Source organism: Mesorhizobium sp. ISC15 (assembly GCF_037162615.1).
In the GTDB taxonomy this organism is placed as follows: Bacteria; Pseudomonadota; Alphaproteobacteria; order Rhizobiales; family Rhizobiaceae; genus Mesorhizobium; species Mesorhizobium mediterraneum.
This window is the reverse complement of the sequence record NZ_JAVSPX010000001.1, coordinates 6,092,307-6,111,268: the sequence shown is the minus strand read 5'-3', so window position 1 is coordinate 6,111,268 and position 18,962 is coordinate 6,092,307. Positions and strand designations below refer to the sequence as shown.

The 18,962-nt window shown below is 63.6% G+C and carries 18 protein-coding genes; 6 read left to right on the top strand and 12 right to left on the bottom strand.

The window, feature by feature from the left end; all coding sequences use genetic code 11:
- Positions 1–77 precede the first annotated feature (77 nt).
- The 9 genes from RPG13_RS29540 to RPG13_RS29500 form a co-directional block, all read right to left on the bottom strand.
- Positions 78–1,334 carry a tetratricopeptide repeat protein gene (locus RPG13_RS29540; RefSeq protein ID WP_127203804.1) on the bottom strand — a complete coding sequence of 419 codons (1,257 nt, stop codon included), beginning with the start codon at positions 1,332–1,334 and terminating at the stop codon, positions 78–80.
- 428 nt (positions 1,335–1,762) lie between these two features.
- Positions 1,763–2,950, bottom strand: coding sequence for a magnesium transporter (locus tag RPG13_RS29535; RefSeq protein WP_095484125.1), 1,188 nt, complete (start codon positions 2,948–2,950; stop codon positions 1,763–1,765).
- 350 nt (positions 2,951–3,300) lie between these two features.
- Positions 3,301–4,113, bottom strand: a complete 813-nt coding sequence (locus RPG13_RS29530) for an SDR family NAD(P)-dependent oxidoreductase (RefSeq protein ID WP_095484126.1) — start codon at positions 4,111–4,113, stop codon at positions 3,301–3,303.
- The gene (locus tag RPG13_RS29525) at positions 4,110–5,111 is read right to left on the bottom strand and encodes a sugar phosphate isomerase/epimerase family protein (protein ID WP_095484247.1); all 1,002 of its coding nucleotides are present in this window, start codon (positions 5,109–5,111) and stop codon (positions 4,110–4,112) included. Before RPG13_RS29525 ends, RPG13_RS29530 begins: the two co-directional genes overlap by 4 nt.
- A gap of 40 nt (positions 5,112–5,151) precedes the next feature.
- On the bottom strand, positions 5,152–5,919 hold the full coding sequence (locus RPG13_RS29520; RefSeq protein WP_185928295.1) for an SDR family NAD(P)-dependent oxidoreductase: 768 nt from the start codon (positions 5,917–5,919) through the stop codon (positions 5,152–5,154).
- 10 nt (positions 5,920–5,929) lie between these two features.
- Complete coding sequence (locus RPG13_RS29515) at positions 5,930–7,027, bottom strand: ABC transporter ATP-binding protein (protein ID WP_337126651.1); 1,098 nt, start codon at positions 7,025–7,027, stop codon at positions 5,930–5,932.
- A gap of 10 nt (positions 7,028–7,037) precedes the next feature.
- Positions 7,038–7,940 carry a carbohydrate ABC transporter permease gene (locus tag RPG13_RS29510; protein WP_126105183.1) on the bottom strand — a complete coding sequence of 301 codons (903 nt, stop codon included), beginning with the start codon at positions 7,938–7,940 and terminating at the stop codon, positions 7,038–7,040.
- A complete protein-coding gene (locus RPG13_RS29505) occupies positions 7,933–8,868 on the bottom strand; it encodes a carbohydrate ABC transporter permease (protein ID WP_337126650.1) in 936 nt (311 codons plus the stop codon). The genes RPG13_RS29510 and RPG13_RS29505 overlap by 8 nt, the downstream gene beginning before the upstream one ends.
- A 60-nt stretch (positions 8,869–8,928) precedes the next feature.
- Positions 8,929–10,194: an ABC transporter substrate-binding protein gene (locus tag RPG13_RS29500; protein ID WP_337126649.1), complete on the bottom strand. Its 1,266-nt coding sequence runs from the start codon at positions 10,192–10,194 to the stop codon at positions 8,929–8,931.
- A 99-nt stretch (positions 10,195–10,293) separates the two neighbouring features.
- On the opposite strand from RPG13_RS29500, the gene RPG13_RS29495 reads away from it, so the two are divergent.
- Positions 10,294–11,532: an ROK family transcriptional regulator gene (locus RPG13_RS29495; protein ID WP_337126648.1), complete on the top strand. Its 1,239-nt coding sequence runs from the start codon at positions 10,294–10,296 to the stop codon at positions 11,530–11,532.
- Between the two features lie 81 nt (positions 11,533–11,613).
- Here RPG13_RS29495 and RPG13_RS29490 read toward each other — a convergent pair whose 3' ends face one another.
- Positions 11,614–12,573 carry a DMT family transporter gene (locus RPG13_RS29490; RefSeq protein ID WP_292500891.1) on the bottom strand — a complete coding sequence of 320 codons (960 nt, stop codon included), beginning with the start codon at positions 12,571–12,573 and terminating at the stop codon, positions 11,614–11,616.
- A 268-nt stretch (positions 12,574–12,841) separates the two neighbouring features.
- Positions 12,842–13,183, bottom strand: coding sequence for a hypothetical protein (locus RPG13_RS29485; protein ID WP_128284280.1), 342 nt, complete (start codon positions 13,181–13,183; stop codon positions 12,842–12,844).
- Between RPG13_RS29485 and RPG13_RS29480 the strand changes: the two genes are divergently transcribed.
- From RPG13_RS29480 to RPG13_RS29460, 5 genes are read left to right on the top strand one after another with little or no spacing between them, the layout of a single operon-like run.
- Complete coding sequence (locus tag RPG13_RS29480; protein ID WP_337126647.1) at positions 13,178–14,041, top strand: class I SAM-dependent methyltransferase; 864 nt, start codon at positions 13,178–13,180, stop codon at positions 14,039–14,041. The genes RPG13_RS29485 and RPG13_RS29480 overlap by 6 nt on opposite strands.
- On the top strand, positions 14,041–15,234 hold the full coding sequence (locus RPG13_RS29475; protein WP_292500895.1) for a glycosyltransferase: 1,194 nt from the start codon (positions 14,041–14,043) through the stop codon (positions 15,232–15,234). Before RPG13_RS29480 ends, RPG13_RS29475 begins: the two co-directional genes overlap by 1 nt.
- Positions 15,231–16,148 (top strand): sugar phosphate nucleotidyltransferase, encoded by a 918-nt coding sequence (locus RPG13_RS29470; RefSeq protein WP_128241878.1) that lies wholly within the window; start codon positions 15,231–15,233, stop codon positions 16,146–16,148. The genes RPG13_RS29475 and RPG13_RS29470 overlap by 4 nt, the downstream gene beginning before the upstream one ends.
- Entirely contained in the window at positions 16,145–17,023 is an 879-nt protein-coding gene (locus RPG13_RS29465; protein ID WP_337126646.1) for an NAD-dependent epimerase/dehydratase family protein, read from the top strand. The genes RPG13_RS29470 and RPG13_RS29465 overlap by 4 nt, the downstream gene beginning before the upstream one ends.
- On the top strand, positions 17,020–18,018 hold the full coding sequence (locus tag RPG13_RS29460) for an NAD-dependent epimerase/dehydratase family protein (RefSeq protein ID WP_337126645.1): 999 nt from the start codon (positions 17,020–17,022) through the stop codon (positions 18,016–18,018). Before RPG13_RS29465 ends, RPG13_RS29460 begins: the two co-directional genes overlap by 4 nt.
- 29 nt (positions 18,019–18,047) lie before the next feature.
- On the opposite strand, the gene RPG13_RS29455 is transcribed toward RPG13_RS29460, so the two are convergent.
- Positions 18,048–18,956 (bottom strand): hypothetical protein, encoded by a 909-nt coding sequence (locus RPG13_RS29455; RefSeq protein ID WP_245465617.1) that lies wholly within the window; start codon positions 18,954–18,956, stop codon positions 18,048–18,050.
- Between the last annotated feature and the right edge of the window lie 6 nt (positions 18,957–18,962).

Sequence of the window (18,962 nt, the reverse complement as noted above, 5' to 3'; positions counted from 1 at the left end):
GACAGATGGTGCCGCAAAGGCAAGGCAGGCGATACAAGTGGCTATCTGACGATACAGGGTCCTCATCGCGGCCTCTTTCAGTTGAGCGTCAACGTGTAGCTCACGAGCAATTCGAATGAATTCCGGTCGCCGCTAGCGATATCGAAGTCGGTTTCGCGATAGGCGAGGTCGACACTGACCTTCTGCCAATCAGTGAGCTGAAAATCGCTTTCCGAGGCAATGCGCCAGAAGTCACTTTCTATGTTCGTGCCGATGCCGACGGACAAGTCGGGAGTGTCGCTGTGGCCGGCCGAGACGGCGACCTGGTGAGACCATACGAACAGGTCCGGTACTTCCATCAGTACGCCGCCGTAGCGGACCTCTCCCATATAGCTGCGGCCGATTTCGCCAGATCCGGAGGCGAAGTCATTCGAGCCGACCAGGCGCAGTCCGAGCGCCTGGCCATTGCGGAAGCGGTAGCTGCCGCCTGCCTCATAGAAGACCCTGCTATCGGCGAAGATGCCTTTCGAGCCGCTTAGATCGATGTAGCCAGCACCTGCGAAAAGCGTCGTCTCGACTGTGGGGCGAACGAGGAAGCGTCCACTGAGGCCGACGCCGGTCTCGTGGACATCGTTGTCGAAGCGATCTGTAACGGTAAACGCGGAAAGTAGCAGCCGCAGGGAATCGATCCCGCTGTTGGGCAGCCCCTTGTCCAGGGTAATGGCGGCGTTACCGTGGATAAAAGTCTCCTCGGCACCGGGAACCGACAGGTCTTCTGTGAAAAAGCGCTGTGTCGCCGTCAACGAGCCCGAGAGGACAAGTGCATCAGCACTTGGCGTGCCGAGATCCCACCGGACAAAGCCGTCCGCCCGCCCATAGGGCGAGACCAAGGTGCGGTCGTCTTCGGCCCCGCCCGGCTCAAAATCGGTGGATGCGCTGAACATGCCGCCAGTCAGAGCGAGTTCCCAGGTGACGCCAAGTAACGCGCGCTCGATGCGGGCGAGCAGGCGAACGGCGTCCAGCTGCTCATCCGCGGGCAGGTCCCCGACCTCGAGGCCGTACTGCACCTGCCGCCGGGCCAATTCATAGGATCCGACATAATAGTACAATCGGCTGGCCGCGAGGCGCGCGCGCGCATCGCGAGGATATTTGATCAGATACTGCTCGATCGACGAGATCGCCTGATCGTACTGCCCTGCGTTGACGGCAACTGTGACGAATTGAGCTAGCGTCCCGTTGTCGGTCGGATTGGCAACGCGGGCCGAAAACGCATCGTCGTAGGCCGGATAGAGACCTTGTGCGCCGGCCGGCAATATGCCGGCACAGAGCAGCGCCGCGGCGAAGCCGAAGATCATTGAAAACGAGGAATGCATGCCGAGAACCCCACCCAACCCGACTAGTGCAGCGGATCTAGCACGCCTGCACGAAAAAAAGCGACGGAACTGTCACGAGATCTCCGAGTCTTCAGTAGCTGTTGCAGCTGCGCAACAAACTATCGGGTTCATTCGCATTTCGCCTACGCTGGTTGGTCAAACATCTTCTCAGCGTTGCTGGACTTCGATTAAGTATTCGCTACAAACGGAAACTAAGCCAAATCATAATGAGCCGTGGATTGCGCAGCCGACAAGATCAATATTGTTTGCGCGATTCTGCACGTATCTGGTCGCCGCTTGACGCATCAGGGTCGCATGCAGCTCATCCGAAGGTCTTCCGCCGCGTTGCGCAAGCGCTCGGAGAGCTGGCGGGCGATGCTTCTCAGGACGGCCTGCGTAAATGTGCGCCACTACAGCACGAGCGTAGTGGCAAGCCCCAGCATCAGGCCCATGCCTACAATATCGGTAACCGTGGTAAGGAAGATCGCGGAAGCCACGGCCGGATCGGCGCCGACCCGCCGCAGGCCCAACGGGATCAGCACGCCGGAGATCCCGGACATGAGGCACGATCCGGACATTGCGAGCAGGATCACAAGCGCCAGCATGGGCGCCTGGGCTGCCGACTCCGGTTGCCGCGACGCGTAGAACCACATGGCCGCGGCCGCCACGAGACCGACGAGGACGCCGTTGGCGATCCCGAGCACCCCCTCCCTCAGCACCAGGTGCAGCTTTGGTCGTTTGTCCACATCCCCTAAGGCGAGACCACGCAACGTCATGGCCAGTGCCTGGCAGCCGGTGTTTCCGCTTTGCCCGGCCAGCACCGGGAGGAACGCCGCCAAAGCGACGATCTTCTCGATCGTGCCTGTGAACGACCCGACCACGAAAGCGGCTATGAAGGCCGTCAGCAGGTTGAGCTGCAGCCACGGATGACGTTTCAAGAAGGCTGAAACCAGGGGCGTGAAAGAACGCTCCTCCTTCTGGACACCCACCATCTGGCCAGGCTGGGCAGAAATCTCGATGATTTGCTGCTCGAACAGCCGCCAGCCGCGAACCTGCCCGAGCAGCCGGTTCTCCACGTTCACCACGGGATAGACGGGGTAGTGACGGCGTACCGCCGCCGTGCAGGCTTCACCCAAAGGCATATCGACGTGAAGGGCGAACGGTTTCGGCAGCATGATCTGATCGACCGTGGCGGCCGGTTCGCTCAGCATCAGATCGCGCAGGACCACCAGGCCAACGAGTTTGTCGCCCGCGTCCGTGATGTAGAGGTAAGTCAACTCGGTCGGCACCTGCGCGCGCCTGACGGCCTCGACCGCGGCGGCTACCGTCGTTCCGACAGGAACGCTGGCGGGGATCGGGTCCATCAGCTCGATGACAGACCCGGGGAACGCGATATCCTTGCCGTCGCCATAAGGCGTGACAGGCCTCATATGCGATGGCAAATGCTCCGCCACCTTCCGGGCGTGCCTATCCGGCAACAACTTCAATAGGTCCCGGATGAACTCGGGAGACTCTCGGGCAAGCAATTCGGCCGCGTCGTCAGGTGCTCGAGCACGCAGCGTGCGCACCCACTTCTCAACGTCGTTCTCTTGCCTCATCTGTGCCCCCAACCTCTAATGTTCCGCCTCTGAACGTGTAGACGGGAGCGGTTCGCCCGCTCTGCCGTGGCGCGCAGTGCCCCAGCGCCTCGATCCGGAAATCTTCGCCTTCTCAGGGCGCAGAGTAGACCGGACCCAAACAATCTGAGCCATTGCGTGGGTGCATACAAGCGGGCTGTAACGTCAGCGTGTCGCCAAGAGAATTTTCGGTTGCCGAACTCGCCCGTCGCTTCGTGGGCTCTGCGAGCAGGTTGCAACCCATCAACGAAGTAAGGTCGGCAATGGGCCGTGGTGGCCCTGCTCATTGGGGTGCGCTCAGCCCGACAATTCGCCGTGTGAACGGCCGCGATTTAACCTGGGAAGATTGTGAAACCGCCATCGACGCGGATGACCTGCCCGTTGATGAAGCGCGCGCGTGGACCGGCGAGGAAGGCCACGGCTTCGGCGATCTCTTCAGGCTCCGCATACCGGTTTAGCGATTTCTTGCTCGAATCCATGCGTTCCGGATCGACCACGCGGCTCGCTTGGAACCGTGCCGTCTTGGTGGCGCCGGGGCTCACCGCATTGATGCGCACGCCATCGTCGATCAATTCCTTGGCGAGGCAGCGCGTATAATGGACGACGGCCGCCTTAAGCGTGGAGTAGACCACCTCCGGCGAGCATCCGATATGCGCTGCCGCCGAGGCTATGTTGATCACCGAGCCAGAGCCGCGCTTGACCATAGGCGGAATGAACGCCTGGCAGACCAGCATCGTGCCGATGAGATTGTTCTCGGTCAGCACCTTGATGTCGTCATAGTCGATGTCGAGCGCGTTGTTGGGACTGGGCTTTACTCCCTTGGCGCCGATGTCGCCGCCGGCGCAGTTGACCAGAACGTGCACATCGCCGAGGTCCGCCTCGATCTTCCGCTTCATTTCGGCGACGGCTTGCTTGTCGCCGATGTTGCCCGTGACCGCGGTCACCCGTGTCCCATGCTTTTCCAAACCCCTTGCGGATTCGCCGAGGTCCGCGAATTCGCCATATTGGGATGGCCGGGTCCAATCGAGATCGTGGATCGCGACGTTTGCGCCAAGCTCGGCCAGGCGTTCGGCCATCACGCGGCCTAGGCCGCGTCCTGAGCCGGTCACGAAGGCAGTCAGGCCGCTGAGTTCTCGGGCAGTCATGCTGATTTCTCCATTGCAATGAAATCGAGCTTCTTCATGTTGGCGGCGCTGCGCCGGATCATGTCGAGCTCATACGAAACGAGCGCGCCGTCATCGCCGCGCTCCCATGGCGTCCGGTAGTCGGCATCGTCCGCAAGGCGGTTCACGTGCGCAGCACTCAGGCAGGCCGCGAACTCGCGCGCAGTCTTCGGCGGATATCCGTTCCACCAGTCGTCGGTAAGACAGCGAACGTGGCGGGCCTCCAGCGCGCCCGGCTCGAGCACGGCCGTCAGCGTGTCGTGGTGCTCGGCGAGGATGGCTGCCAGTTCGGCGAATGGCACGGCGCCGTCGCCGATCGCGCAGCGGACCAGACGGTAGCCCTCATCCGTGAACTGCACGCGATAGTCCTTGAGGTGGACATGGCGGACATGCGGCGCGATCCGCCGCGTGAAGGCAAGCGGTGCCTCGCCGACTGGGAACGTGTTGCCTGTATCGTAGGTGATGCCGACACCGGGCCCGCCGAGCTCGCAGAACGCGACCAGTTCATCGCTGCCGAAGTCCTGATGGTTCTCGATGCCGAGCACCCGGCCCTCAGCCGCCGCACGCGGTCCCCATTCCGTCAAGGCAGCGCGGATCGTCGCATTGAACTCGCTCCACTTCTGGCCGCATGCGTTGCGGTCGCCACACAGGACGGGGGTCAGCGCGATACGGATCGTTGTCGCCTCGAGCAGGCGCGCCGCCCGAAACGCATTATCCAGGGGACCGGCCACGATAAGACCGCCGCTCACCACCGGGACGATGTCACGCGCGGCCAGACGCCTGCGCAGATCGACGACCTCGGCGTCCGGCAAGTCGGTCAACCACGGTTCATAGATCTCGAGCGTGCGTGCGCCCAGTTCCTGCGCGAGCGCCATGAAGCCTTCCAGCCCCGCCCCATCCGGATTGTGCCGCGGCGTGCCGCGACCCTGTAGGCCGAGATAGTAGGTCAGTCCGTAAGGATTGAGGCCGAGACGAAGCATCAGCGTGACAGTCCCGTTGAAAGATGTGGAAGCGATCGCATCAGCGCAGACCGGCATCGACGGCGATGGACTGCTTGGTGATCATGCGGCTGTCATCTGCGGCAAGGAAGAGCACGGTCCGCGCAATCTCCTCGCCCAAGAGGACGCGGCGGATCAATTGTCGCTGCACCGTCTGGTCGATCGCGTCCTGCGTCTTGAACCACAGCTCGCGCTGCCGCTCGGTGATGACAGCGCCGGGTTCGACTGCATTGACGCGGATGTTGTCAGGTCCAAACGACCGCGCCAGTGCGCGGGTCAGGGCCACCACAGCCCCCTTGGCGGTGGCATAGGCCACCATCTGGTCCGCTCCGAAACGCCAGGCGATGGAAGAGAAGTTTATGATCGAGCCGAAGCCGAGTTCCTTCATATGCGGATGAACCGCTTGCGCGGCGAAGAAGTGATGCCGGAGATTGACGTCGAAGCTGCGGTCCCAATATTCTGACGTCACCGCGTCAACGGGATGGCGCTGATCATCGGCAGCGTTGTTCACCAGGACGGCGACCGGACCAAGCCGCGCACGCACGGCTTCGACCGACGCCTGCAGTGCATCGACGTCGGTCACATCGCAACGGAGGTATAATGGGGGCCGCCCGGCGACGCTATCAAGCTCGCGCACCAACGCCTCCGCGGGTCCATCCTGCACATCGAGAAAGCCCACGCGCGCGCCATTCGAGACGAAGGCGCGGACCATATCGGCCCCGATCCCGGAGGCGCCGCCGGAGATCAGCACGACGCGATCGGTCAAGCTCGGGTAAGTCGCGAATTGCATGGACATCAGATCACAGAAGCGCCTTGGTTGTTGGATCGAACAGACAGGCGCGCGACATGTCGATGCCAAGCGTTATCGTCTCGCCCATGACGGGAGCCTCATCCGGCTCGAAACGGCCGGTGATCTCCAGGTCACCCAGCCTGAGGACGGCAAGCGTCTCGGCCCCGGTCGGCTCGACCAATTCGACCGGCGCCTGCATGGACTCCACGGCCGGTTTTCGCGACTTCAGGTCCGTCGTGAAACGGTAGATGTGTTCTGGCCGAACACCGAGCACTACGTCTTCTGGCGCGCCGGCGGGCAGCGGAGCGGCAAGGGTGAGAGTAGCGTCGCTGCCGTCAGCGGCGCGCACCGCGATGCTGGTTGAGCCCGTAAGCCTGGCGGGGATGAAATTCATCGCCGGCGATCCCATGAAACCGGCCACGAATATGTTGGTCGGCCGGTCATATATCCGCTTCGGCGTGTCGAACTGCTGCACCGAGCCCTGGTTCATCACCGCGATGCGGGACGCGAGCGTCATCGCCTCGACCTGATCGTGGGTGACGTAGACCGTGGTCTTGCCGACGCGGTGGTGAAGCTTCTTGATTTCGGTGCGCATGTCGACGCGCAGCTTGGCGTCGAGATTGGACAGGGGCTCATCGAACAGAAACAGCTTCGGGTCGCGGACTAGGGCGCGCCCCATCGCAACGCGCTGCCGCTGGCCGCCTGAAAGCTGGCCGGGCTTGCGTTTGAGCAACTGCTCGATCTGCAGGAGCGCGGCAACCCGCTTTACCGCTTCCTCTTGCGCCGCTTTGGGCACGCCCCGGCTTTCCATGCCGAAGGTGATGTTCTCGCGCACCGTCATCGTGGGATAGAGGGCGTACGATTGGAACACCATCGCTATGTCGCGGTCCTTGGGCTGCACGGAGTTCACCAGCCGGTCGCCGATCCAGATCTCGCCCGACGTGACGGTTTCCAAGCCGGCGATCATGGCTAGCAAGGTTGACTTGCCGCAGCCGGAGGGGCCGACGAGGGCGACGAATTCTCCGGTCTGCGCCTCGAGATTGATGCCGGCCAGAATCTCGAGCCCGCCATAGCTCTTGTGAAGGTTGCGGATGGTCAGTGTGGACACGGGCGACGCCTCATTTGATGGCGCCCTGTGTCAGGCCGCGCACGAAGTATTTTCCACCGAACAGGTAGATCAGCAACGGTGGCAGCGCGCCGATCAGCACGGCTGCGCTCATCACGTCGTAAGCGCGGGCGGTCGTACCGCCGGCAGTGAGCGCGACCAATGCCGCCGTGATCGGCTGCTGCTGGCCGGAGGTGAAGACAACGCCGAACAGATACTCGTTCCAGATACCGGTGAATTGCCAGATGACGGTGACAATCAAAATCGGCGGCGACAGCGGCAGGATGATCTTGCGGAAAATCCGCCAGAAGCCGGCGCCGTCGATGCGTGCTGCCTTGATAAGGTCGTCCGGTATGCTGACGTAGAAATTGCGGCAGAATAGGGTCGTGAACGAGATGCCCTGGACGACGTGAATCAAGACCAGCCCGTAGGTCGAATTGGTTAGGCCGAGCTTGCCGAGCAGGAACGCCCACGGCATTAGCGATATCTGGCCGGGCATGAAGACGCCGAGCAACATCAGATTGAACAGGATTTCCGAGCCCTTGAAGCGCCATTTCGACAGCACGTAGCCGTTCATGGCGCCGAGGAGCGTGGAGATGACCGTCGCGGGGATCGCCATCCAGAGCGAGTTGAAGAAATTGCGCTTCATGCCTTCGCAGGTGCCGCTGACGCAATAAGTGCCCCAAGCCTCCGCCCATGCATCGAGGCGGAAGCTGCGCGGCAGGGAGATGAGGCCGTTGCGGGCAATCTCGGACTGCTCCCGCAACGAGTTGAAGACCACGACCAGCAGTGGGGCAAGGTAGATGACAGCAAAAAGCGTCAGCACCGCATAGATAAGAAAGCGGTTCCAGAAATATCGCCGCGTAGCCGCGGCCGCTTCGGGATCATGCCGGGCGGTGAGGGCAATTTCAGCCATTGCGGCCCTCCGCCCGCCTGCGCCAAACGATCCATAAGGAATAGGGCACCAGCACAACCGCAAGGGCCGCGAGCATCATCATCGCCGCAGCGGCGCCCTCGCCGATCTGCCCGCGCTGGAACATGAGGTCGTAGACGTAGATCGCCGGGAAGGTGGTGGACACACCTGGCCCACCCCGCGTCAACGCTGCCACCAGGTCGAACGTCTTGATGGCGAACTGGATCTGAATGACCGCCACTGCCAGAAAAATCGGGGCGATCGTCGGCAGGATGACCCTCCGATAGATCCGGGAAACCGACGCACCGTCGATCTGCGCCGCTTTGACGAGATCCGGATCGACGGACCTCAGGCCAGCCAGGAAAAGCGCCATTGCGAAGCCGGATGACTGCCAGATACCGGTTATGATCACCGCATAGATCGCAGTGTTGCGGTTGGCCGTCAGGGCGAAGCCGAAGTCGGTCCAACCGAGCCCCCGCACGAAGGCTTGGATGCCGTCGACGGGATTATAGAGCCAGCTCCACACCGTGCCGGTGACGATGAAGGACACTGCCAGCGGGTAGAGGAAGATCGTGCGCCAAACCGCCTCGCCGCGAACGCGCTGGTCGATCAGGATCGCGAGAAGCAGTCCGATGGCCATCGAGCCGACGATATAGAAGCCGCTGAACAGGAAGAGGTTGGTATAGGCGATGTTCCAGCGCCGGTTCGCCCAGAGCGAAGCATAATTGTCCAGACCGACGAACCCATAGGTCGGCATCAGCGACGAATTGGAAAGCGAGAGATACAGCGTCCAGAGTGTGAACACGAAAACGTAGATGAAACTCGCCGCAAGCGACGGCGCCAGCACCAAAATGGGCACCATCGTGCCAAGGCGCTCCCGCCACGGGGTCGCGGGAGCCGCAACCGGTACAGTCAGGTCACGCGTGGACATCGGCTGCTCCAGCGAAGGTCAGGCCGGGCGACGCGCGCCAGGCCATCATCGGCAGCTTCTTCACATCTGCGCTTCGGCCGCATCAGCCATCGCACTAGCTGCGTCCTGCGCGGTCATGTCCGGCGTCGCTACGAATTCGGTGACGGTATCCATGATCGCGCCGCGCACCTTCTGCGGGATCGTCATGTTATGCGCCATCGAACGGACAAGCGTGCCGCCATCGATCGACGCCTGCAGATCCTTCTGGGAGAGCTGCTGGCAGGGATTGAAGCCATTCGAAAGATCGACGTCGAGACGGGCCGGGATCGAGCCCTTGGTCTGATTGAAAATCGTCTGGAACTCGGGCGACAGGATCGTGCTGGCGAGCAGTTTCTGCCCCTCGACGTAGTCCGGATCCTTCTGCTGGAAGAACACGACCGAGTCGGAATTCAGGATGAAGCCCGGCTTGCCCCAGTCAGTCGGCGCCTGGGCGCAGACATAGTCGGTGCCTTCCTTGAAGCCGCCGGCCGTGAGTAGGCCGAGCGTCCAGTCGCCCATGATGTGGAAGGCGGCCTCGCCGCGGCCGACCAGATGCGACATGGTATCCCAGTCGCGCCCGTTCATGCCGGGGTCCATGTACTTCGTCGTCATGGTGCGGAATTGCTCGAAAGCCTTGACCATGCCGTCGCTGCGCATCGCCTCGACGTCACCCTCGACGAAGGCCTTCTTGAAGAGATCGAGATCCATTCCGTAGACCACGACCTCGAAGACCGTCGAATCGGTCCAGTCGGCGGTCGAGTGCGAGATGCAGATTTTGCCCGACGCCACGACCTTGTCGCAGGCGGCGTTGAATTCCGCCCATGTCTTCGGCACCTCGGCGACCCCTGCGTCCTTCATGACCTTCGGCGATGCCCACAGCCAATTGATGCGGTGGATGTTCATCGGCGCCGCTACCCAGCTTCCGGTTGGCTTCATCACCGGCAGCAATTCGGGAGCGACGACCTTCTCCCAATTTTCCGCTGTCGCCAGTTCGTCGAGATTGGCTGTCATGCCGGTCTCGTTCCATTCGGCGATCTCGGGCCCCTTGAGCTGCACCGCGGGAGGTGCGTTGCCGGCGATCACGTCGGCGCGCAGTTTCGCCAGCGTGTTGGCCGTGTGGCCTGCGATGGAAGTCTGCTGCCAGGTGCCACCTTTCGCGGTAAACATCTCGCCGAGCTTGGCAATAGCCTGGGCGTCCGATCCGGTCGCCCATTGATGCAATAGATTGGTCTTGGGCTCTGCGAATGCGGCTCCCGCAACAAGGGTGTACGCCGTAGCGGCCGCAAGGGCCGTCCTCAGGTATTGCATCGTTTCACTCCCAGATGTGAGCACGGTTCGTATCGACCGCTTATGGCTGCGATTTGAGGTCGTGGCCGATGAGATGCAGGTATCTCTGTTCTTTCCAAGATGACATATTTGAGCTATCAGTCAACGTCCTTTGTGCTCATCATGAACAAACCTTCGCTTAGAAATTGGCTGATCGACAAGCCCTCCGCATCACCGGAGAGCCTGATCGTGCGATGCCTGCGTGAGCGTGGCGTGCTTTCCGCGTCGCAAATCGCGCATATCACCGGTTTGGCGCGGTCGACGGTTTCAACCGCGCTCAATGGCTTGAGAAAATCCGGAATGGTGATCGAATCCTCGGCCCATCATGACGGGATCAGGGGTATCGGCAGGCCTGCTGCGACCTTGACGCTCAATCCCGCTGCGGGCACCTGCGTCGGAATCCATCTGGGCCTCGACGAGATACGGTGCGTCGTTGCCGACGTGTCGCATTCTGTCATTGCCGAACAAACTATCCCTATGGGTCTGGACTACCAGCCGCAACAGGCGGCCCAGCTCGCCAAGTCAGCAATTGCCCAATGTTACGACGAGAACGGTCTGCCGATGGCGGGGCTCCTGGGGGTTGGGGTTTCCGTCTCTGGCCCTGTCAGCCGCGAAGGAGTGGTGCTGCGTGCGAGTATTGTTCCGACCTGGGCCGGGGTCAACATCCGCAATGTGTTCGGGCCGGTTCTCGAACAGCCGATTTTCGCCGATAACGAGAGCAACTGCTCGGCCATCGCGGAGTTGATGTGGGGCGCGGCGGTCGGCCAAGACGATTTCGTGCTATTCAAGATCGATCTGGGCGTCGGCGGGGCCATTGTCCAGCATGGCCGGCTGGTGACGGGCATCGCCGGCGGCGCCGGCGAATTCGGGCACATCAGCATTGATCCCGGCGGCGATCTTTGTCGGTGCGGCAATCGCGGATGCCTAGAGCTCTATGCGAGTTTTGCCCGGCCGCTCGAGCAGATTTCGCGCATAGTGCGGCGGCCGGTCACGATGGACGACGTGATCATGATGGCGGAACAGGGCGACGTCGGGGCGTTGCGGATGATCGAGGACACCGCCGAGTTCGCCGGCCGCGGCCTTGGCTTGATCGGCTCGGTGATCAATCCGCCGCTCATCATCATCGGTGGCCGCATGGCTTTGGCAGGCGACATTCTCCTGGCACCGCTGATCGCGTCATATGAACGCCACACGCTCATCAAGTCCCGCGATATCGCGCCCGCCCTGCGCACGCGGATAATTGTTGGTAAGCACACAGAGAACGACGCATTGCTCGGCGCGGTCGGCCTCGTGCTGCGACACAACAGCCGACTGCAATGATCTGCCCTTGCATATCAAGCATTATCGCAAGGAAATCGACCTGATCGTGCAGATGTAACCGAGTACGTGGTCAGCAAGTCCCTACGCGACATGCACTGTGCGCTGCCTGGGCTTGATCGCGGTGGCGAGCAGCAGGCCGGCGACGATGAAGGCAGCGCCGGCGAGATCGTAGTCGTGCAAGCTTTCCCCGAGGAAAAGGTAAGCGAGCACGGCGACGAAGACAGTCTGCAGATAGAGCAGCATGCTGGCGCGCCCGGCGCCTAGCGTCTCGACGCTGCGGTTGTAGAGGTAATACATCAGAGCGCCGCCCGGGCCCGCGACATAGGCAAGTGCCAGAAGGCCGTTCGCATGCAGCGCCGAACGCTCCCCGGAAAACAGTTCCCAGAGATAGAGGGGCAGTGCGGCCAGCGCGCCGGCTGCTAGCAGCAGGACCACCATCGGCAGAAGCTCGATAGCGAATTTGGAACGACGCAGCAGCACGGTGTAGAGGCCCCAGCAAAATGCGCTGCCGACGATCCACAACTCGCCGGGATTGAACTGGAGCCGCATCAGCGCGGTAAGGTCGCCGCGCGCCACGATCACCACCATCCCGACCAGAGCGAGCAGCGCGCCAAGCGCCTTCCAGACACCGAGGGGCTCGCCGAGCACGAAGCGGGCAAGCACCATGGTCATGATCGGCGACAGGGCCATTATGATGCCGGCAGTCGTCGCGTTGGTGTAACTGAGGCCCGTGTAGATCATGCCCTGACAGAGGGTCAGCCCGATGGCGCCGATGGCCAGCACCTCGATCGCCCGGGATTGGATCAGCGCGAGCATCGCCCCATGATGGCGATGGACGATAGGCAGCAGGATCGCGCAGGCGAGTGCCAGCCGCCAGAAGCAGAGCGCCCAAGGCGGCATCTCGGGGGCAACCCATTTGGCTGCGATGTAGACGCCGGCGGACAAAAGCCAGCAGAGCGTCGCGGTGGAATAGGCGAGCGGAAGCGATGCGCCGGCTGTCGCCTTCGCTACGCCTGGATGTACTATCGGCAGCGATTGCATGTCCGTTTCCTCCCACCGCCGACTTTAGCAAGATTGCTGCGTCTTGCCGAGCAGCAACGCCACCTATTTCACCAATCCTTGTGCGACGTTTTTTTGTTTTCCGTGTGGAACACAGGCCGGCGACGAAAGTTCGGCTTCTGCAGCATTCTTCCCGTAGGCAAATGCTGCGAGATCGGATCCTCCCGCCGATCAGAGCCCGCGTCCTTCTCCCTCGGGGCGCGGGCTTTCATCCACTTGACCGATGCGCTGATCATGGAAGGTACCCACATTACAGCTGGATCAGTCCCTCTGATCCCAACAGACCTTTGCCCGCGACCTCTCCCGGAGGCGCGGGCTTTTTCAATTCACAGGCTGCGGCCGTTGATGCTCCGCTGCGCATGATGAAGCACCTGGCCAGCTTCACGTTGCCGTCGTCGGCATCCACTGGACCGGACGGGACCAGGGCTGGCATGCGACGCCTGCCGATGAACTCTGATCCAGCGCGGATCGGGCTCGTCTGAACGCCGCCGATAAAGACGCCTTTATAGGCGACGGCATCATCCAGATAGATGTCAGAGAAGCGTCCCGCTGCCTGTATGATGATGGCAGTATGGAGGGAAGCAACTTGCAACGATCGGGCGCCTGTCCAATCTGCCGGACCAATGCCGGTCCGGTGGCGTTGCGCGAAGGGGAGTATAGCGGCCGGCAGTGTGTGTGCGGGGTCATCTATATCGATCCGTTGCCGGCCCATCCGGTGGACGCGCCGATCGATCATCACCACCGCGTCTATTATTCCGCGCCGGCGCGCGCGCGGGTCGGCTGGGTGAAGGCATTCACGCAGCGTGGACGGCTGCTCGAGATCGGCTGCGGTGACGGCGAGTTCACCGCGGCGGCGATCCGGGCCGGTTTCACGGTCGAGGCGGTCGAGCCGTCCGACGAACGCGCCACGCGCGTGGAACGCACGCTGGGCATCACGGTGGAGCGCGCTCTGATCGAGGACAGCCGTCTACCCGAAGGGCGCTACGACACCAGCTTCCATGTCGATCTGCTGAGTCACTTCCCCGATCCGGTGGCGGCGCTAAGGGCGATCGCGGCGAAGGTGGCGCCTGGCGGCACGGTCTGCTTCGAGGTCGGGCTGTTTTCCAACCTGTCGCCTTTCTGGCAGCGGCTTGTCGGGCGGCCGAACATGCCGACGCATATGTGGTTCTTCGATGCGCCGGCGATCGAGCGGTTGCTGGACGCAGCCGGGCTCAAGATGATCGCGATGCGGCGCTATCCGGCCGGGCTGTCGACCGCGCTCAGCACGGTGCTGGGCAGCCGGCGCGTCGCAGCGGCACCGGACAGCCACGCCCCTCTCGCGCAGGGCTGGGCGGCCGCGCCTTACTACCGGCTGCACATGTTCCTGCGCTACGGGATAGGCCGGTGGCTCCCGATGGGCGGTCCGCAAACCGCGTTCGTCGCCGCACGGCACAAGACCGACAGCGCGTGATGCGCAAGGGACGCCGCATCATCGTCGTCGTCACCGCGTTGCCGCGCTGGATTTCCGATTTCAACCACGTCAGCACCGCGTTGGCCGAGGCGGGCCACGCCGTGGAAGTGTGGTCGCCGGACGACAACGGGCTCGCCACCGCCGGCTGGGATTCCAGGCCGGCGATCGATGCCGCACGCGATGCGCTGGCGCCGGACATCGCGACGCGGACGATGCCGTTCTCGCGCAATCGCGGGCGGCCGAGCCTATTGCGGCTGGCGCGCGCCAGCTTGATGGCGGCGCGAGCGGCGCTGTTCAGTCCGGGCAGTGTGTTCATCCTGTGGTCGGCACTGTCGATCCTGCTGGCCGGGCCGTGGGTCAGGCTCAGCAACCGGCATGCGATCTATCTGGTCACTGGACTCGGCGCGTCCTTCTCGGAGTCGCAGCGCGGCAGCCTGACGACCCGGCTGATCTGCATTGTCTATCGCTTCGCCTTCGCTAGCCGTCGCGCGATCGTCATCGTCCACAATCACGAGGACAAGGCCGAACTGATCAGGCGCACCGGCGTCGCAGCGGACCGCGTGATCGTCACCGGCGGCTGCGGCGTCATGCCGGAGGACTTCCCCTACAAGGAAGCGCGCGCGGTCGGCGCGCGGCCAACGATACTCGTTCCCGGGCGACTGTTGCGTGACAAGGGCGTGCTGGACGCGGCCGCTGCGTCGGGCATCCTGTCCGAACGCGGCGTGGCGCATCGCATGGTGTTCACCTCGAACCCGATGAGCGGCCGCGCCGACGCGCTGACGGAAGCGGAACTGGCGCGGGCACGCTCCTATCCCGATGTTGCGTTCATCGGGTACCAGCCAAGCATCACCGCGCTGTACGCCGGGGCGGACATCGCCTGCATCCCATCGTGGTATCGCGAGGGATTGCAGACCGCCTTGCTCGAATCCGCCTCCTCTGGGTGCCCGATTGTCGCGTGCGACAATGTCGGGGTGCGCGATTTCCTGCGGCCCGAAATCGACGCACTGGTCGTGCCGCCGCACGCGCCGGCGCGGCTGGCCGATGCGCTGGAGCGGATGATCCGCGAACCCGGCCTCGCCGAGCGGCTGCGGACCGCAGCTTATGCCCGATTCCTGTCCGGCTTCACTCGGCAGCACATGGTGGAGACGACGCTGGCAGCGATGCGCGGCACCGGCATCGAGACGCCGCGATGAGCAGTGGCGCATGGACCGGTCTGATCATGGCCGGCGGGCAGGGCGAGCGCATGGCGCGCTCCGGCGTAGTCGGGCGCAAGCCGCTGGTCGAAGTCGGCGGGGTCAGCCTGCTCGAGCGCAACATCTGGATGATGGCGCGTGGCGGATGCCGGCGCATCTTCATTGCGCTGACCCGTGCCGATGCAGCGCGTGAGGCGGACAGGATCGCCGATTTCGCCGCACGCGCCGCCGGCATCGGCGTGGCGTTAGCTCCCTTGATCGAGGAAGTGCCGCAGGGCAATTTCGGCGCGGCGACAATGCTGTCGGGCGACGCCGGCGACGTGCTGGTGGTGTATGCCGACAATCTCACCACGCTCGATCTGGCGGCGCTGGCCGCTGCGCATCGTGCGTCCGGCGCGGCGATGACGCTGGCGGCGCATGACGAGCCATTCCGCATGCCCTACGGCGCGCTCGAGGTGGACGCGCACGATCCTGATCGGCTCACCGCCTATCGCGAGAAGCCGGTCTATCCGATCCTGGTCGGCAGCGGGCTGGCGGTGGTGACCGCTGCCGCATTGAGCAGCCTGCCGCAGGGCACGCCGCTCGGCCTGGTCGATGCCGCCAATCTGTTGATAGCTGGTGGCGCGGTGGTGCGACTTTATCGCCACCAGGCTTCATGGATCGACGTCAATGACGCCGCCAAGCTGGCTGCCGCCGAAGCCTTGCTCTTGGGCGACACCGCCTTCGAAGCATGGTGGCCGGGGGAGGTCGCGCGCGAGATCCGGGTCGCGGGCGGCAATGAAGACTATGTCTGCGACGCGATGACGGAAGCCGGCGTGCTGCGGGTCCATGTCGGCGCGGCAGGTGCGCTCAGTAGCGACGAGCTGCCGGAGCCAGTGCGCCGTCGCCTCGCCGCACGGGGGTACGAGGCGTGATCGGCATCACCGGTGCGAACGGCTTTATCGGCCGGGCGGTGCTGCGCCGGATCGGCGAGGATGCGTGCGTGGCGCATGTCGGCCCGATCGACGGGGAAGCGGGAGCGATCGACATTTGCGATCAGCCGGCGCTAGAGGCGTTGTTCGCCGGGATCGACACCATCGTTCATCTTGCCGGGCCTAGTTCCGTTGCGGCTTCGTTCGACGCGCCGGCGGCATTCGCCCGCGCGCATGTGCTGGGCACGGCGACGTTGCTCGCCGCCGCCGAGCGGATCGGCGTGCGGCGCTTCGTCCATGTGTCGTCGGCCGAGGTCTATGGTCGCCCAGACACCGCGTGCGTATCGGAGAGCGCGCCGCTCCTGCCGCTCTCGCCCTATGGCGCGGCAAAGGCGGCGGCGGAGCAACTTGTCTCGGCTGCGGTGCGGCGAGGAGCGCTGGGGTCGGCAATCATTGTTCGGCCCTTCTCTGTCTACGGCCCGGGCATGCGCGCGAACGGGCTGGTCGGCCGGCTGGCGGCGCAGGCGCGCCTGCGACAGCCGATGCGCGTCTTCTCGGCCGATACGACGCGCGATTACGTGCATGTCGACGATCTGGCGCGGGGATTGCTGATGGCCGCCGCGCGCGACGAGCCTGGCCTCCTGACGCTCAACATAGCCTCCGGCATCGGGACCGACGTCGCCGCGCTCGCCGCCGCCTTCGCGAGGATCGGCGGCGGAACGGACGCGCTTATCGTTGAGGAACAGGGCGACCGATCGCGCGCCCTCGACATCGCGCATCTCGTCGCCGATGTGTCGCTGGCGCGCGAGACGCTTGGCTGGCGGGCGGAGATCACCCTGGCCGATGGCGTGCGCGATTGCCTGGATGAGATGGCGTGACGCGGACGATCCTGGTCACCGGCGCACAAGGGTTCATTGGCCGCTATCTGGTGCGCGCTTTGTGCGATCGCGGCGATTGCCGGGTGGTCGGCGCCGGGCGTTCGCCGGGCAATGCGACACGCTTCACGCACCACATCCATCCCGGCGGTGCCGAGCACGCCGCGCCGCTGCCAAATGCTCTGGTGCCCGACGGGCCGAATTATGCCTATGTCGCCGCCGACCTGTCGGACGCGGCGGCAGCGGCGCGGCTGATCGCGGAAACCGCGCCTGACATCGTCTTCCATCTTGCCGGATCGTTGCGCGACGAACCATTCGATCGGTTGGTGACCAACAACATCGTCGTCACGCGCCGTCTCTGCGATGCGCTGGCCGGGCGGGGCGCGGTGCTGGTGCTGGGATCCTCTGGCTCGATCTATGGCGAACTCGGCGGTGGGGGACTGCCGCTGGTCGAAACCGGCGCCACCGAGCCGATCGACCTGTATGCCGCGACCAAGCGCACCAGCGAGGACATCGTGCGGATCGCAACGCGCGCGGGAAGGATCGACGGCCGTGTGGCGCGCATCTTCAACGTCGTCGGTCCGGGCCAGGAGGAGCGCCATGTCGCCGGCCGCATCGCCAGCCAACTCACAGAGCTAAGGGTGGGGCGCCGCAATGGCATCGCCCTCGGTCCGCTGACCGCCTGGCGCGATTTCATCGACGTGCGCGACGTGGCGAGTGCGCTGGTCGCGATCGGTTTTGCCGGGGCCGGCGATATTTTCTATAACGTCGCCTCAGGGCGCGAGACGCAGATCGCCACAGTCTACGATCTGCTCGTCGCCGCGGCTGGGATTGCCGATCCGGCGCTGGCGCAGTTGCCGGGACGGGCGGTGGATATCGGGCGGCAGGTGGTCGATGTCAGCCGGTTGCGCGCGCTCGGCTGGCAGCCCCGTGTCGATCTTCCGCAGAGCCTCGGCGACGTGATGCATTATTATCTCGAACTGGAGACTCAAACGTGACCGTGGACACGGGTCCACGGATATCGGGCCTACCGCGAATGCGCCGTGTTGTGTGCCTTGAACGCCGCGCGAAGGCTTAGTGCCTCTGGACTGGCGCTGCCCAGCTTGGTGTCCCCGTTCTGCGATCCCCACGCGTAGGCAAAGTCAAACACGGGATTGGGAGCGTAAGTGGCCCAGCGCGCGAATATCTGGTTGGCCTGGTCCGGTGTCGGCAGTTTATAAACGTCTCTGACCCCGCCGGTATAGGTCCTCCAGTTGCCGCCGCCAAAGGCTTGGAACACAGGCACGATCTTGTTGAGCGGGATGCCCGCGGCAACGGCTGCCTCGACCGTCCTGTCGATGAAGTCCAAATCGAAAATCTTGCCGCGTACCGGATACGGATCGAGGCCGAAGAGATCGATCCCGGTGTTGGCGGGATTGAAGGTGTTCATGAAGTGGGGGGCTTCAAAAGACCCCATGTCCATCAGCGTGACGAACGTCACGGCCCCGGGCACATTGGCCTTGATCCAGTCAGCCTCGGCTTTGAGGGCTGCCGGGCTGACTGCCGGGGAGTGGTACTTGCCGGTGATGTCAGGCTCGTCACAGAGGCGAAAGCCGAACAGCTTCGGGTTGCCGATGAACGGCTTGACCTTGGCGATGAAACGCGGCGTGACGCCGCTGCTCTCGTCAAGCCAGATCAGCCCCTTCATCCCGGGAGGAAGCGCATTGAGTTGCTCGACATATTGCACGTCAGCGAGGTTGAAGCCCGCGGCCGCGATTGCAGCAGCCGAACCGCCAGAGGTGTAATGCAGGGTTATGCCATTCTCCTCTGCTGACAGTTTGGCTTGGCCATAAATCAATAGAATGAGCAGGGCTGAGACGCACAGGATGCCCATGCGAGCAATCATCGAGCCGCCGAAAAAAATCAGCCTGTAGGCGTTCGCAATGGCAGGTTTCATTATACA